Source organism: Stenotrophomonas sp. PS02301, assembly GCF_029959485.1.
GTDB classification, from domain to species: domain Bacteria; phylum Pseudomonadota; class Gammaproteobacteria; order Xanthomonadales; family Xanthomonadaceae; genus Stenotrophomonas; species Stenotrophomonas maltophilia_Z.
In genome coordinates this window covers 54,083-66,102 of the sequence record NZ_JASCOO010000004.1, presented here as the reverse complement: position 1 = coordinate 66,102, position 12,020 = coordinate 54,083, and the positions used below count along the sequence as shown (strand labels likewise).

The following is a 12,020-nucleotide window of genomic DNA, read 5'->3' as shown; positions in this document are numbered from 1 at the left end:
TTGCGGGGACGGCGCAGCGTAACGGTCCGGCTTGACCCTGCCAAGCCGAGTGACGGACTAGACTCGGGATTCTCTCTTCGCGAGCCCTCGCCATGATCGATCTGTACTACTGGCCTACCCCCAATGGCCACAAAGTCACGCTGATGCTGGAGGAAACCGGGCTGCCGTACCGGATCCAGCCGGTGAACATCGGCGCCGGGGACCAGTTCACGCCTGCCTTCCTGGCGATCTCACCCAACAACAAGATGCCGGCGCTGGTCGACCACCCGCCCACCGACGGCGACGCCCCGCAAAGCGTGTTCGAGTCCGGCGCGATCCTGCTGTACCTGGCCGAGAAGACCGGCCGCTTCCTGCCGGCCGACACCCGCGGCCGCGTGGCGGTACTGGAATGGCTGTTCTGGCAGATGGCCGGGCTCGGCCCGATGAGCGGGCAGATGGGCCATTTCAACGTCTACGCGCCCGAAAAGATTCCCTATGCGATCGAGCGCTACAACAACGAAGTGCGTCGCCTGCACGGGGTGATGGACAAGCGCCTGGCGCAGAGTGCCTACCTCGGCGGCGATGACTACAGCATCGCCGATATGGCCAGCTATCCGTGGATCGGGGCCTACGACACGCTTCCGGTGGACTTTGACGCCTTCCCGAACCTCAAGCGCTGGCATGACGCGATCGCCGCCCGACCGGCCACCCAGCGCGCGTATGCCCTGCGCGAGCAGGTGAACCCGCAGGCCGGCAAGCCGCTCAGCGAGGAAGAGCGCAAGCACCTGTTCGGCCAACGCTGACGCATTGGTCGCCTGCCCGGTCATGCCGGCCGCTGGCCGGCTTTCCGGCACGCTTGGCGCGGCAGGATACCCGCCATCCCCGGCACGATCGGAGCGGTTTTGGTTAGGATGAAGCGTTCCCCGTGCCGTTTTCCTGGCCGGGGACTGCCCAGACGCTCCCGGAACCCTCCATGCGCCACCTGTTTGCTTCGCTCGCCCTGATGCTCGCCTCGACCTCGATCGCCCACGCTGAAAAACTGACCCTGGATGCCATCACCGGCCCGCTGCCGTTGTCCGGCCCGACCCTGATGAAACCCAAGGTGGCCCCGGATGGCTCGCAGGTCAGCTTCCTGCGCGGCAAGGATGCGGACCGCAACCAGCTGGACCTGTGGGCGTACGACATCGCCAGCGGCCAGACCCATCTGCTGGTCGATTCCAAGGTGGTGCTGCCCGGCACGGAAACCCTGAGCGACGCTGAAAAGGCGCGCCGCGAGCGCCAGCGCATCGCCGCGATGACCGGCATCGTCGATTACCAGTGGTCGCCGGACGCCCGCACCCTGCTGTTCCCGCTCGGCGGCGAGCTGTACCTGTACGACCTGAGCAAGCAGGGCAAGGCCGCGGTGCGCCAGCTCACCCACGGCGAAGGCTTCGCTACCGATGCCAAGCTCTCGCCCAAGGGCGGCTTCGTCAGCTTCGTGCGCGCCCGCAACCTGTGGGTGATCGACCTGGCGAGCGGCCAGCAGCTCCAGCTCACCCGCGATGGCAGCGACACCATCGGCAATGGCGTGGCCGAGTTCGTCGCCGATGAGGAAATGGATCGCCACACCGGCTACTGGTGGGCGCCGGATGACTCGGCCATCGCCTTCGCCCGCATCGATGAGTCCCCGGTGCCGGTGCAGAAGCGCTACGAGATGTATGCCGACCGCACCGAGATGATCGAGCAGCGCTACCCGGCCGCCGGCGACCACAACGTCACCGTCAAACTGGCGGTGATCGCCCCGCGCCGCAACGCCCCGCCGCGCTGGATCGACCTCGGCCGCAACCCCGACATCTATCTGGCCCGCGTCGATTGGCGCGACCCGAAGCACCTGACCTTCCAGCGCCAGTCGCGCGATCAGAAGACGCTCGAACTGGTGCAGACCGAACTGGCCAGCGGCCAGCAGCGCACCCTGGTGACCGAAACGTCGCCGACCTGGGTACCGCTGCACAACAGCCTGCGCTTCCTCAAGCAGGGCGGTTTTGTGTGGTCGTCCGAGCGCAGTGGTTTCGAGCACCTGTACCGCATCTCCGATGACGGCAAGACCGTCACCGCGCTGACCGCCGGCAACTGGCCGGTGGACGAACTGCTGGCCGTGGACGAAGACGCCGGCAAGGTCTACTTCCGCGCCGGCGTGGACAGCCCGCGCGACAGCCAGCTGTACGCCGTGTCGCTGCAGGGTGGCGCGCCGCAGCGCCTGTCGCAGACCCCGGGCATGCATACCGCCAGCTTCGCGCGCAACGCCAGCGTCTACGTGGACAGCTGGTCCAACACCACCACGCCGCCGCAGATCGCGCTGCACCGTGCCAACGGCGAGAAGATCGCCACCCTGGTCGAGAACAATCTTGAAGACCCGGCACATCCCTACGCGCACTATCTCGATGCGCAGCGCCCGGTCGAGTTCGGCACCCTGACCGCCGCCGACGGCAAGACCGAGCTGCACTACAGCCTGATCAAGCCGACCGGTTTCGATCCGGCCAAGCGCTACCCGGTGGTGGTGTATGTCTACGGCGGCCCGGCCTCGCAGACGGTCACCAACAGCTGGCCCGGCCGTGGCGATCACCTGTTCAACCAGTACCTGGCCCAGCAGGGCTACGTGGTGTTCTCGCTGGACAACCGCGGCACCCCGCGTCGCGGCCGTGATTTCGGCGGTGCGCTGTACGGCGTGCAGGGCACGGTGGAAGTGGCCGACCAGCTGCGCGGCGTGGCCTGGCTGAAGCAGCAGGCTTGGGTCGATCCGGCGCGCATCGGCGTGCAGGGCTGGTCCAACGGCGGTTACATGACCCTGATGCTCCTGGCCAAGGCCTCCGACAGCTACGCCTGCGGCGTGGCCGGTGCACCGGTGACCGATTGGGGCCTGTACGACACCCACTACACCGAGCGCTACATGAACCTGCCGGGCAACAATCCCAAGGGCTATGAAGAAGCGCGCGTGCTGGCGCATATCGACGGCCTGCGCTCGCGCCTGCTGCTGATCCACGGCATGGCCGATGACAACGTGCTGTTCACCAACTCCACCGTGTTGATGAGCGCGTTGCAGAAGCGCGGCCAGCCGTTTGAACTGATGACCTATCCCGGTGCCAAGCACGGCCTGTCGGGCAGCAATGCGCTGCACCGCTACCGCCTGGCCGAGGATTTCCTGGGGCGCTGCTTGGCGCCCTGATCCGCCGTTCCTGCCACCGGCCTGACAAGGAGTTTGCCGATGACATTGCCGCCCGCACTTCCTGGTACCACCGTGTCCACCGGCTGGTGGCGACGCCACTGGCGCTGGGCCATGCCAGTGGCGGTGGTGGTCGGCATGGCGGCGGCAGCGGGCGCGGTGTGGTTCGCGCTGTCCCAGTGGGCGTACTGGAGCAAATCCAGCACGCCCTACCAGGAGGCCATGCGCCGCGCGCGCTGCAACGTCGAGCTGGTCGAAGCGCTGGGTGAGCCCCTGCGCGATGGCTACCTGCCGGCCGGCTCGATGCATTCCAATGGCCAGAGCCAGTTCGTGATCGGGGTGAGCGGTCCACAAGGGAAGGGCCGCCTGTTCCTCAATGCCAAGCGCAGTGGCGTGCACTGGGACTACCCGATGCTGTATGTGGTCACCGATGCCAACGACGCCATCGATCTGACCGCGCTGGATGATGCCGAGGCCGCCGAGCGCTGCGCGCTGGCCGAGTGCCGGGCCAAGGGCGAGTGCCCACCGTCGCTCCGTCTTTGAGGGGTGGCTTGGAAGCGTCAGCCTTTCGAATCCGAGATGACGGATGGTTTCGTTGATACCGTGATGCCGCGCGGCGTTCCGCGCACCTGCTGCCGTTAGCCTCGATGCACCTGCCCGGTCGGGCAACGCTGCAGGCGAGGTGGAGACGTGAAACGCATCCTGTGTGGTTGGTTGATCGCGGTGTGTGGCGTGTTGCTGGCGCCGACGACCTGGGCGGCGGTACCGTTCATCGAGGTGCCCGCCGACGGATGGGACCCTGGACCGGAGGCGCGCAAGCGCTACTCCAAGGGCATTTTCGACTGGGCCCGGCGGGTAGAGGTGCACCGTGCTGCGCTGGCGGCTGACCAGCTTCAGGTCGATCTGTTTGACGGCATTCTCGTCGTCAACCGTATGCGCGCTGCCAATAGTGAGACGGACATTACACCGCTCTATCAGGCCATCGGAACGGGACGGGAAGTCCATCGTGAAGCCACGTCGTCGCGGCACCTGTGGGTGGGTGAAGTGGTCGGTGGGCGTGGTGCAGGGGGCATGCCCCAGATTGTCCACGTCATCGAAATGGAAAATGGCGAGTTGATGACGAGCTTCACCCGAGGTCATCTTCGTTACCAACTGTTCGGGAACCTGTTGGTGCGCAGTGATCTGCGGAGGCTGCCGAACGAGGCACCCACGGTGCGCGACCCATATCCAGTGGATCCGCTCATTCTCGACCAAGTCACTCAGTCCGATGAGCGATCCACTATCCGGGTCGCCTTCGGCTATGGGAACAAATCACTGGCGGATGGGAGAGAGCAGATCTTTAGCATGATGCAAAGAGCTGTCGCACATGCAAATGAAGGATTTCGAGAGAGCGGAGTTCTCGTTGACCTGCAGCGGGCGGGAAATGCGCTCCCCGGATATGCCGAATCGACCGTGTTGCAGGCGCTGGACGATCTAGCGTTAGGCATCGAAGGGCCGCTCTGGCTCGTCCATAGAATGCGGCAGATGGAGAAAGCGGATCTCATCTTGATGATCGTCGATACAGACGACGCACCTACTGTTTGCGGCCAGGCACAGCGCTTGCTGGCAACGAAGGAGACGGCGTTTGCGGTGGTGGAGCGGAACTGCCTTGCAGACGAGAAGAACAGCCTTGCTCATGAAATTGGCCACTTGCTTGGCGCCGATCATGACCTGGCGCATGCCTCCGTCCATCCTCCGAAATTCGAATATGGCCACGGCTATCAGGCGCCGCTGAACACGCCTGATCGTTGGCGGACAGTGATGGCTTACGATTGCAGCGACCGCGAATGCGGTCGCATCAATCGATGGTCTTCGCCAAGCGGAAGTCACAATGGACTACCCGCCGGAACGGCGCGGCAACATCACAACGTTCGCGTGCTGAACGAGACGCGTGCCACGATTGCGGCCTTCTATCCAGACCCTTGATCATTGCCTACAGGCGAGAGAACTACGCAATGTGCCTAGCGTTAGCTAGTGAAATTCCATTCATCATGCCAGCGTTGAAACGTGGAAAGCCGGGTCGGGCAATGTCCGGCAATGCTCCAAGCGAGGTGGAGACGTGAAACGCATCCTGTGTGGTTGGTTGATCGCGCTTTGTGGTGTGTTGCTGGCGTCGACGACGTGGGCGGCGGTACCGTTCATCGAGGTGCCCGCCGATGGATGGGGCCCCGGGCCGGAGGCGCGCAAGCGCTACTCCACCGGAATGTACGACTGGGCACGGAGGGTCAAGGTGGACCGGACCGCACTGGCCTCCGATCGGATCCAGGTCGATCTGTTCGACGAGGTGCTCGTTATCGAACGTACGTCCCTCATCGCCACCGAGCCGGAGGATGTTCGTCTGTATGTGGCGGAAGGCAGCACACATGTTGTCCAGCGCTCGTCCACATCGCGGCGACTTTGGACAGGAACGATCATCGGGGTGCGCGGGCCTGGGGGAATACCGAGCACCGTGGACATCACCGAACTGGGCAACGGCGACTTCATGTCCAGTTTTTCACGGGGCCACGTGCTGTATCAGCTATTTGGGGATCTACTGTTGCGCATCGATCTGCGTCGGGTTCCCAATGAGGCACCCACGGTGCGCGACCCATATCCTGTCGACCCGTTCATTCTCGACACCGCCGGCCAGCCTCCCGGCGGGGCATGACCTCCGGCCAATTGCCCCCGGCCCGCCAAGTGCGTAGGGTCGCAGGCATCCTGCCCTGGAGTTCCTGCATGAAGCCGCTTGTCTTCGCTGTCGCGTTGGCCCTGACCGTTCCCGCCGCGTTGTCGGCCCCGCCGGCCTTGGCCGCCCCGGCTGCCGCCAAGCCCGCCGCCTCGCCGGCCTGGGTCACCCGCAGCAACACGCTGGCGCAGATCCTGCTCGATGCGCAGGGCCCGTTCCAGCCGGAAGAGACCGGCTTCTTCGGCGTACCCGGCTATGACGACAAGGTGGCCGATTTCGGCCCCGACAACGGTGCTCGCTACCGCGCGGCGATGACCAAGGCCCGCGGTGAACTGCAGGCCAAGCTCGCCACCGAACGCGATCCCAACGTCCGCCAGGACCTGGCGATCATGATCGCCGCTGCCAACCAGAACATCGAAGGCAGCGAACTCAACGAGAAGTACCTGCTGCCGTGGAGCGACACCCCGCAGACGGTGTTCAGCGGCCTCAACCTGCTGCTGTCCGACCAGGTGCCCACCGAGCGCCGGGCCAAGGCGCTGGATCGCCTGAAGGCCTACGCCGGGCTTGCCCCGGGCACGCAGCCGGTGACCACGCTGTCGCGCCAGCGCTATGAAGAGCGCCTGGGCGACAAGACCCTGCTGCAGCCGACTAAGATCGAAGTGGAGCAGTCGCTGGCCAATGTGGACACCTACATCACCGGCATCGAGCAGCTGTTCGGCAAGTACAAGGTGGCCGGCGCCGAGCAGGCGCTGCAGACCATCGCCAGCCAGCTGCGCGAGTACCGCGATTGGACCCGCCGCGAGGTGCTGCCCAAGGCCCGCACCGATGCGCGTCTGCCCGAGCCGCTGTATGCGTACCAGCTCAAGCGCGTGGGCATCGACATCGCCCCGGCGCTGCTGATGCAGCGGGCCCAGCTGGAATTCATGGAAACCCGCTCGGCGATGCGCCAGCTGGCACCGCTGGTAGTGCAGGCCAAGGGCCTGAAGGTCACCGACAGCACCGACCCGGTGGCCGTGGTACGTGCGCTCAAGGGCGACAAGATTCCCGACGATCAGCTCGAGCACCACTACCGCGGCGTGATCGATGCGATCGACCCGATCATCCGCAAGGAAAAGATCGTCGATGTGCCGCAGCGCCCGATGCAGATGCGCCTGGGCTCGGCTGCCGAAAGCGCCGCCTCGCCGGCACCGCATTTCCTGCCGGCGCCGCTGGTCGGCAATACCGGGCAGCAGGGCACCTTCGTGTTGCCGCTGGGCAACCCGGCCGCTGGCGACAAGGCCGCGCAGTACGACGATTTCAACTTCGGCTCGGCCGCCTGGACGCTGAGCGCGCATGAAGGCCGCCCGGGCCACGAACTGCAGTTCACCGCGATGGTCGAGCGCGGCATCTCGCTGGCCCGCACGATGTTCGCCTTCAATTCGGTCAACGTGGAAGGCTGGGCGCTGTATGCCGAAGCGGAGATGGTGCCGTACGAGCCGCTGGACGGTCAGCTGATCGCGCTGCAGTTCCGCCTGCTGCGGGCCGCACGCGCGATGCTGGACCCGATGCTCAACCTGGGTCAGATCGACCGGGCCAACGCCGAGCGCGTGCTGATCGATGAGGTCGGCCTGTCCAAGGCGATGGCCACGCAGGAGCTGGACCGCTACATGGTGCGCATGCCCGGCCAGGCCGGCAGCTACTTCTACGGCTACACCCGGATTCTTGAGCTGCGCATGCAGACCGAGCTGGCGCTGGGCGATCGCTTCGACCGGCTGGCGTTCAACAACTTCCTGCTCGACCAGGGCCTGCTGCCGCCGGACCAGCTGGCCAAGGCCGTCAATGACGTCTTCGTGCCGAAGTACAAAAGCGCGGCCAAGCGCTGACGCGTTTGCGGTAGGCACCGACCGTTGGTCGGTGCGCTATCCCAGCAGCCACGACCAACGGTCGTGGTCTACCGCGGCCTTCGTTACCGCTGCGGCGTGATCGTCTGCGTCGGCAGGCGCGGCGCCGGCGGCGGATTCGGGACCCAGATGGCCACACCGGCCGCGCGCTTCTGCGTGGTCGGGATGCCGATGCCCACACCACCGCCCACGTGCGAGCCGTAGCTGCCCGCACCGACGGACATGCCGACTGGCGAGCCGCTGGAGCCCACGCCCATCAGGATCACGCCGTTGGCACCGAGGGCGGCGGCCTCACGCTTGAGCCGCATGACCGCGGCATCGGTCTGGCCCTGTGTGCCGAAACCGACCGCACTGGCCGATTCGAGCTGGGCGATTTCCTGTGACCCTGCCGGCGGCGTGGAATAAATCTGCACCGTGGCCGGATCGACCGGGGCACGCGCCTGGCCGAGCATGACCTTGGAGGTGCTGGCGCAGCCGGCGCTGAGCAGCGCCAGGCCCAGCAATGCAGCGCATCGGATGTTCATGGCGTTACCCCTGTGTGTCATGGCTGGGATGATCGGTGCTGGCGACTGAATCGGTCCCAACCCCTGCCAATGCACCCTAGCACCGCCCCGGTGAGGCCCCCGCCAACGGCGTCTCGCTGCCGCTTGCGCCTGCGCCGGGAACCGCTATGGTGGGCCACGCATTCACCTCAAGGAGCCGGGCATGGGATTGATCAGTCTGTTGTGGGGCATCGTCGCGCTGCTCTGGATGATTGTGGCCCTGATCCCGCTATTGGGCTGGGGCAACTGGTTCCTGATCCCGTTTGCCGCGGTGGGTGCGGTGATCGCCGCCATCGGCATCCTGTTCACCCACGCCAGCAAGCGCGGCCGGGCCTGGACCGGGCTGGTGCTCAACGGCATCGTGGTGGTGGTGGGGATCGTCCGGCTCGGGCTGGGTGGCGGCATCATCTGAGCCGTCCGGGTGCGACCGACCGTCGCAGCTCACGGCCGCCCGGTACCATCGGCGTAGAATGACCGGCTGCCGCATCCGGCTCTGCCGGCGGTCCACGCCCGTCCGGGCGCTCTCCCTGCACCGATGATCATTCGTCCTCGTCCCCACGGCTGGCAACTGCTCTACATCCTGCGCGGCTCCATCGTTCCGGCGGTGGCTCCGAAGGTCGTGGCGATCCTATTGCTGTCGGTCGCGGTCGCGGCCCTGGCCGAGCTGTGGCACCCGCCGGGCATCGAGCGCGTGTCGGTGGCACCGTTCACCCTGCTGGGCCTGGTGCTGTCGATCTTCCTCAGCTTCCGCAACAACGCCTGCTTCGAGCGCTGGTGGGAAGGCCGCAAGCTATGGGGCCAGCTGATTTATGAATCACGCAGCCTGGCCCGCCTGTGCCAGGCGCTGCTGGTCGACGATACGGCGCTGCGTGATCGCGTGTGCCGGCTGTGCATCGGTTTCGCGCATGCGCTGGCGGCCCGCCTGCGTGGCCGCGACATGGCGCTGGCGGCGCTGCCGTGGGTACCCGAGGCCGATCGCGCGCGGTTCGGCCAGCGCCTCAATGCACCGGATCAACTGTTGGCGATGATCGCTGCCGATCTCGCCCAGGCGCTGCGCGCCGGTCAGCTGGATTCGTACCTCTACACGCAGTTCGAAACACGCCTGCATGCGCTGTCCAGCATCCAGGCCGGTTGCGAGCGCATCCTGACCACGCCGCTGCCGTTCGCCTACACGCTGCTGCTGCACCGGTGCGCGTGGCTGTTCTGCGTGCTGCTGCCCTTCGGCCTGGCCAGTTCGCTGGGTTGGGCAACGCCGGTGGTCTCGGCCGTGCTGGCGTATGCGTTCTTCGGCCTGGACCAGCTCGGCGAGGAGATGGAAGAGCCGTTCGGGCTGGAATCCAACGACCTGCCGCTGGACGCGATGGTGCGCACCATCGAAATCGATCTGCTCGACAGCCTGGGCGTCCAGCCGCTGCCCGAGCCCCTGCAACCGCGGCAGTACCTGCTGCAGTAATTCCTGCCTTCCGTTCCGGAGCTTCTCATGGCACATCCTGACTATCGCCCCCGCCGCATGCGTCACGACGAGTTCTCGCGTCGTTTGATGCGCGAGAACACGCTGACCACCGACGACCTGATCTATCCGGTGTTCGTGCACGAGCTGGCCGGCCGCGCGCCGGTGGCTTCGATGCCCGGCGTGGAGCGGCTGTCGATCGACGAGCTGTTGAAAGTGGCGGAAGAAGCGCTGGAACTGGGCATCCCGGTGATCGACCTGTTCCCGGTGATCGATCCGGCCGGCAAGTCGCTCGATGCCGCCGCGGCGTGGGATGAGAACGGTCTGGCACAGCGCGCCATCCGCGCGTTGAAGTCGCGCTTCCCCGATCTGGGCGTGATGACCGATGTCGCGCTGGATCCGTACACCACGCATGGCCAGGACGGCATCATCGATGACAAGGGTTACGTGCTCAACGACATCACGGTGGAGGCGCTGGTCAAGCAGTCGCTGTCGCACGCCGAAGCCGGCGTGGACATCATTTCGCCGTCGGACATGATGGATGGCCGCATCGGTGCGATCCGCCGTGCGCTGGATGCCGCCGGCCACGTCAACGTGCGGATCATGGCCTACTCGGCCAAGTACGCCTCGGCGTTCTACGGTCCGTTCCGCGACGCGGTCGGCAGCTCCACCGGCCTCGGCAAGGCGGACAAGAAGACCTACCAGATGGACCCGGCCAACGGCGACGAGGCCATGCGTGAGATCGCGCTGGACCTGGAAGAGGGCGCGGACATGGTGATGGTCAAGCCGGGCATGCCCTACCTGGACCTGGTGCGCCGGGTGAAGCAGCAGTTCGGCGTGCCGACCTTCGCCTATCAGGTCAGTGGCGAGTACGCGATGATGAAGGCCGCCTTCGCCAATGGCTGGCTGGACGAGCGGGCCTGCGTGATGGAATCGCTGATCGGCTTCAAGCGCGCCGGCGCCGATGGCGTGTTGACCTATTTCGCCCCGCAGGTGGCGCGTTGGCTGCGCGAACGCTGACAATACGCGCCCACCCCGATACAGGACGACGATGATGCAGACGATGGGATGGCTACAGTGGGTGACCTGGACGGCCGGCGTGCTGGCCTTTGCCGTGGTCATCGGGCTGGTGATCCGCGGTGTGCGCCGCGCCGCGCGGCAGGCACCGGAGCAACCCTCCGCCGCCGCGCGCATTGCCCGTGAGGCGCAGCTGTCGCCCGCCTTGCAGGCGCAGCTGGCGGCATTGAACCAGCGCAAGGATCACGGCGAGATCAGCGAAGCGCAGTACGAGCAGCTGCGTGCGCAGCTGCTGCAGGCGCACTAGCGCTCGGCCAGCACGATCACGGGTAGCGCCACGCCACGCGTGGCGGCCTTTCGGCGACCGCAGTGTCAACCGCAGCCGGTACCTCGCGGCGCTGACGGCGCCTTGATCCGGTACAGATCCAGCCCGCCGGCACGCGGTGCGCGTGCCATGCCAGCCAGGACCATCTCCGAAGGCTTGGACGCGTCCACCACCGGCGCGCCGGTCTGGCCGTCGGCGGTATTGAACGACAGCGTCAGCGGCACCGCCGCCTGGCGGTGATCGCAGCTCGCCAGCAGGACCTGCGAATGCCCCCGGCTTGCGCGGGTGAAGGCCAGCGCGCCCGCATTGTCCAGCCAGGCGGCCCCGAGTTCGTCGGCGGCCGTATTGAGCGGGGCCGGCAGGGCCTGCGCCGTGCCAAATCCCTCGCCCTGCACGGGCGCCAGATACAGATCGAAGCCGCCCTGGGTGGCTGTGCCATTGCGCGAGAACAGCAGCGTGCGTCCATCCGGACGCAGCGCGGGGGCACGTTCATCGGTGCGGGTGTTGAGCGCCGGCAGGGCCTGCACGGTCCCGAAGGTGCCATCGGTGGCCACCGGGGCACGGTACAGATCGAACCCGCCCTGGCCGCCGCGGCGGTTGGAGGCGAAGTACAGCCACTGGCCATCGTGGCTGAAGTACGGGTCGCGTTCGTCGTCGGCGCTGTTGAGCGCGAGCGGGGCAGGGTCCTGCCAGCGCCCTTCGCGCAGCACCGCCTGCCACAGGTCCCAGCCGCCGCTGGCCCCGGCGCGGTCGCTGGCCCACACGATGCGCTGGCCGTCCGGCGCGATCGTGGCCTGGGCTTCGTTGGCCTTGGTCGAGACCACGCCCATGCCCTCGATGCCGAATTCGGAAAGCGCCATCGCGGCGGGTGTGCAGAGTAAACTGGCGCTCAGCGCGAGCAGAGACAATGGAATGCGCATCATC

At 66.4% G+C, this 12,020-nt stretch carries 12 protein-coding genes; 10 read left to right on the top strand and 2 right to left on the bottom strand.

What is annotated here, in order from left to right:
- Positions 1 to 92: 92 nt before the first annotated feature.
- From QMX81_RS02110 to QMX81_RS02085, 6 genes are all read left to right on the top strand, one after another.
- Complete coding sequence (locus QMX81_RS02110) at positions 93 to 782, top strand: glutathione binding-like protein (protein WP_121040800.1); 690 nt, start codon at positions 93 to 95, stop codon at positions 780 to 782.
- 170 nt (positions 783 to 952) lie between these two features.
- Positions 953 to 3,181, top strand: a complete 2,229-nt coding sequence (locus QMX81_RS02105) for a S9 family peptidase (RefSeq protein ID WP_152152150.1) — start codon at positions 953 to 955, stop codon at positions 3,179 to 3,181.
- A gap of 39 nt (positions 3,182 to 3,220) precedes the next feature.
- Positions 3,221 to 3,721, top strand: a complete 501-nt coding sequence (locus QMX81_RS02100) for a cytochrome c oxidase assembly factor Coa1 family protein (protein ID WP_121040796.1) — start codon at positions 3,221 to 3,223, stop codon at positions 3,719 to 3,721.
- Positions 3,722 to 3,868: 147 nt separating this feature from the next.
- A complete protein-coding gene (locus tag QMX81_RS02095) occupies positions 3,869 to 5,143 on the top strand; it encodes a M12 family metallo-peptidase (RefSeq protein WP_152152152.1) in 1,275 nt (424 codons plus the stop codon).
- Positions 5,144 to 5,276: 133 nt separating this feature from the next.
- Positions 5,277 to 5,864: a hypothetical protein gene (locus QMX81_RS02090; protein ID WP_147433887.1), complete on the top strand. Its 588-nt coding sequence runs from the start codon at positions 5,277 to 5,279 to the stop codon at positions 5,862 to 5,864.
- A 68-nt stretch (positions 5,865 to 5,932) separates the two neighbouring features.
- Complete coding sequence (locus QMX81_RS02085; protein WP_193222774.1) at positions 5,933 to 7,744, top strand: DUF885 domain-containing protein; 1,812 nt, start codon at positions 5,933 to 5,935, stop codon at positions 7,742 to 7,744.
- An 83-nt stretch (positions 7,745 to 7,827) separates the two neighbouring features.
- On the opposite strand, the gene QMX81_RS02080 is transcribed toward QMX81_RS02085, so the two are convergent.
- Positions 7,828 to 8,286, bottom strand: coding sequence for a hypothetical protein (locus tag QMX81_RS02080; RefSeq protein ID WP_019185443.1), 459 nt, complete (start codon positions 8,284 to 8,286; stop codon positions 7,828 to 7,830).
- Between the two features lie 181 nt (positions 8,287 to 8,467).
- Here QMX81_RS02080 and QMX81_RS02075 point away from each other — a divergent pair, with 181 nt between their 5' ends.
- From QMX81_RS02075 to QMX81_RS02060, 4 genes are all read left to right on the top strand, one after another.
- Positions 8,468 to 8,716 (top strand): hypothetical protein, encoded by a 249-nt coding sequence (locus QMX81_RS02075; RefSeq protein ID WP_019185442.1) that lies wholly within the window; start codon positions 8,468 to 8,470, stop codon positions 8,714 to 8,716.
- Positions 8,717 to 8,839: 123 nt separating this feature from the next.
- A complete protein-coding gene (locus QMX81_RS02070) occupies positions 8,840 to 9,757 on the top strand; it encodes a bestrophin family protein (RefSeq protein WP_152152156.1) in 918 nt (305 codons plus the stop codon).
- Positions 9,758 to 9,784: 27 nt separating this feature from the next.
- Positions 9,785 to 10,774, top strand: coding sequence for a porphobilinogen synthase (gene hemB, locus QMX81_RS02065; RefSeq protein ID WP_282257949.1), 990 nt, complete (start codon positions 9,785 to 9,787; stop codon positions 10,772 to 10,774).
- 34 nt (positions 10,775 to 10,808) lie between these two features.
- Positions 10,809 to 11,078: an SHOCT domain-containing protein gene (locus QMX81_RS02060; RefSeq protein WP_259262007.1), complete on the top strand. Its 270-nt coding sequence runs from the start codon at positions 10,809 to 10,811 to the stop codon at positions 11,076 to 11,078.
- Between the two features lie 65 nt (positions 11,079 to 11,143).
- Here QMX81_RS02060 and QMX81_RS02055 read toward each other — a convergent pair whose 3' ends face one another.
- Entirely contained in the window at positions 11,144 to 12,016 is an 873-nt protein-coding gene (locus QMX81_RS02055) for a TolB-like protein (RefSeq protein WP_282257942.1), read from the bottom strand.
- Between the last annotated feature and the right edge of the window lie 4 nt (positions 12,017 to 12,020).

Bases quoted from the DNA above. Each gene is read 5' to 3' on its own strand.
- QMX81_RS02105 (WP_152152150.1), top strand. From the start codon at position 953: ATGCGCCACCTGTTTGCTTCGCTCGCCCTGATGCTCGCCTCGACCTCG.
- QMX81_RS02100 (WP_121040796.1), top strand. From the start codon at position 3,221: ATGACATTGCCGCCCGCACTTCCTGGTACCACCGTGTCCACCGGCTGG.
- QMX81_RS02075 (WP_019185442.1), top strand. From the start codon at position 8,468: ATGGGATTGATCAGTCTGTTGTGGGGCATCGTCGCGCTGCTCTGGATG.
- QMX81_RS02110 (WP_121040800.1), top strand. From the start codon at position 93: ATGATCGATCTGTACTACTGGCCTACCCCCAATGGCCACAAAGTCACG.
- QMX81_RS02060 (WP_259262007.1), top strand. From the start codon at position 10,809: ATGCAGACGATGGGATGGCTACAGTGGGTGACCTGGACGGCCGGCGTG.
- QMX81_RS02080 (WP_019185443.1), bottom strand. From the start codon at position 8,286: ATGAACATCCGATGCGCTGCATTGCTGGGCCTGGCGCTGCTCAGCGCC.
- QMX81_RS02085 (WP_193222774.1), top strand. From the start codon at position 5,933: ATGAAGCCGCTTGTCTTCGCTGTCGCGTTGGCCCTGACCGTTCCCGCC.
- hemB (WP_282257949.1), top strand. From the start codon at position 9,785: ATGGCACATCCTGACTATCGCCCCCGCCGCATGCGTCACGACGAGTTC.
- QMX81_RS02055 (WP_282257942.1), bottom strand. From the start codon at position 12,016: ATGCGCATTCCATTGTCTCTGCTCGCGCTGAGCGCCAGTTTACTCTGC.
- QMX81_RS02070 (WP_152152156.1), top strand. From the start codon at position 8,840: ATGATCATTCGTCCTCGTCCCCACGGCTGGCAACTGCTCTACATCCTG.